Source organism: Deltaproteobacteria bacterium (assembly GCA_016234845.1).
In the GTDB taxonomy this organism is placed as follows: domain Bacteria; phylum Desulfobacterota; class Deferrimicrobia; order Deferrimicrobiales; family Deferrimicrobiaceae; genus JACRNP01.
The window spans coordinates 1-2,453 of sequence record JACRNP010000175.1; the positions used below are offsets into that span (position 1 = coordinate 1).

The following is a 2,453-nucleotide window of genomic DNA, read 5'->3' on the forward strand; positions in this document are numbered from 1 at the left end:
GGCACAGGGGGTGGTTCGGGAATTCACGGACCACGAGCTCCCGCTGGATGCGAAGGGAAACGAGATCCACACCCTTTCCGCGGCGTTCCATCGAATGGTGGAGGAGATCAAGACCCACATCTCCGAGCGGGAGAAGGCCGAGCGGGCGCTCCGCCGAAGCGAGGAGCAGCTGCGGCAGTCCCTGAAGATGGAAGCGGTCGGCCGCCTGGCGGGGGGCGTCGCGCACGACTTCAACAACCTCCTTACGATCATCAACGGGTACAGCGACGCGCTCCTCCGACGCCTCGGAAATACCGACCCGGTCCGGCGGGAGATCGGCGAGATCCAGCGGGCCGGGGAGCGGGCCGCCACCCTCACCCGGCAACTCCTGGCGTTCAGCCGGCGGCAGGTGCTGAAGCCGCAGGCGATCCGGCTGAACGACGCGGTCATCAGCCTCGGCTCGATGCTGCGCCCGATCATCGGCGAGGACATCGAGATCTCGACCTCCCTGTGCGGGGAGCTCTGGACCGTGCGGGCGGACCCGAACCAGGTCGAGCAGGTGGTGCTGAACCTCGTCGTCAACGCCCGGGACGCCATGCCCTCGGGGGGATTGCTCTCCATCTCCACCGCAAACGTCTCCCTCGACGCGCCGGACGACGGAGACGGGGGCACGATCCCGCCGGGGCGCTACGTGCGGCTCGAGATCACGGACACCGGGTGCGGGATGGACGACGAAACGGTCGCGCACATCTTCGAGCCGTTCTTCAGCACGAAGGAACAGGGGAAAGGGACCGGATTGGGGCTGGCCATGGTGCACGGGATCGTGATGCAGAGCGGCGGGCGGATCCGCGTGCGGAGCGCTCCGGGCCGGGGAACGACGTTCGCGATTTACTTTCCGATGGTCGACGAGGATGTGCCGGGCCCCGACGAGGCACCGGTGGTCGCGGCGCTTGCCGCCGATACTCCCCGGGGGACGGAGAACGTCCTCGTGGTGGAGGACGAGGAGATGGTCCGGGAAATGGTGCAGGAGGCCCTTCTTAGCGACGGCTACTCGATCGTCTCGGCGGGCAGCGGCGCCGAGGCGATCCGCATCGTGGAGCGGCACGAGGGGCCGATCGACCTTCTGCTCACCGACCTCGTCATGCCCGGAATGAACGGGATGGAACTGTCGCGACGGCTCCTGCCGTTGCGGCCGGAAATGAAGGTGCTCTACATGTCCGGATACTCGAAGGAGGCGATCCCCCGGTTCGGCGGAATGGGGGAAGGATCGGTTTTCCTCCAGAAACCCGTCACCCCCTCCATCCTCTCGCGCAAGGTGCGCGAGATCCTCGACGCCCCGGCGAATCCGCGATAAAAAGGACGGATGGGGCCTGAGATACAAGGACGAGGGACGGGGGAGCGGATCGCGGGCGGCGGGCCTTCGTGGGCGGCGCTGCGGACGAGGGCCCGGATTCTCGACGGGATCCGTTCGTTCTTCCGCGGAAGAGGTTTCCTGGAGGTCGACCCCCCGATCGCGCAGGCGTACTCGAACATCGACCCCAACATCCACCCGGTGACGATCTCGGACGCGACCGGGGCGTCCGGACAATTCTACCTGCACACCTCCCCCGAGATCGCGATGAAGAAGCTGCTCGCCGCCGGGTCCGGCGACATCTTCTACCTCGGCAAGGTGTTCCGCGACCGGGAAGGCTCCCCGCTCCACTCCCCGGAGTTCACGATGCTGGAGTGGTACCGCGTCGGCGGATCCGCGGGAGACCTGATGCGGGACGTCGAGGAGCTGTCCCGCGCACTTTCGTCGATGGTGAACGGCCGCGAGGCGGTCGTGCGCGGAGGCCGTGAGATCCCGCTTTGCCGCCCGTGGGAGCGGCAGGAGCTGTCCGTCGCGTACCGGGAGCTCCTGGGAGCGGAGATGACGGACGCGGCGGGACTCCGGGCGGGGCTGTCCCGGCTGGGTTTCCGTCCGGGCGCCGACGAATCGTGGGAGGAGCTGTTCTTCCGGGCGTACCTCGAGGTGATCGAGCCCGATGCCGCGGAGCGCGGGACCTGCTTCCTCACGGGGTACCCGGCGGCGCTGGGAGCGATGGCGCGCCGGCGGGAGGACGACCCGGACGTCGCGGAGCGGTTCGAGGGTTACTTGGGCGGCGTGGAGATCGTCAACGGGTACGAGGAGCTGACGGACGCCGCCGAACAGGAGGAGCGGCTGGCGGCGCTCGCGGAGCGGCACCGGCGGCTGACCGGCGCGGCGCTCCCGGTGGATCCCGGATTCCTCGACGCCCTCCGGCACGGTCTGCCGGCCTGCTCCGGCGCGGCGCTGGGCGTGGACCGCCTCGTCATGCTCCTGCTGGGACGGGACGCGATCGCGGACGGGATGTACCGGTGAACTCCTCCGCCGTCCTCCTCTTCGTCCTCTCCTTCGGGCACATGTGCACGGACATCGTGCAGGGGGCGCTCCCCGCGCTCCTCCCGTTCCTGAA

At 68.7% G+C, this 2,453-nt stretch carries 2 protein-coding genes; both read left to right on the forward strand.

What is annotated here, in order from left to right:
* Nucleotides 1–1,333 (forward strand): response regulator (locus tag HZB86_11465; protein MBI5906140.1); only part of this gene is annotated, 1,333 nt, incomplete at its 5' end.
* 9 nt (nt 1,334–1,342) lie between these two features.
* The gene (gene genX, locus HZB86_11470; GenBank protein ID MBI5906141.1) at nt 1,343–2,359 is read left to right on the forward strand and encodes an EF-P lysine aminoacylase GenX; all 1,017 of its coding nucleotides are present in this window, start codon (nt 1,343–1,345) and stop codon (nt 2,357–2,359) included.
* The last annotated feature ends 94 nt before the right edge of the window (nt 2,360–2,453 follow it).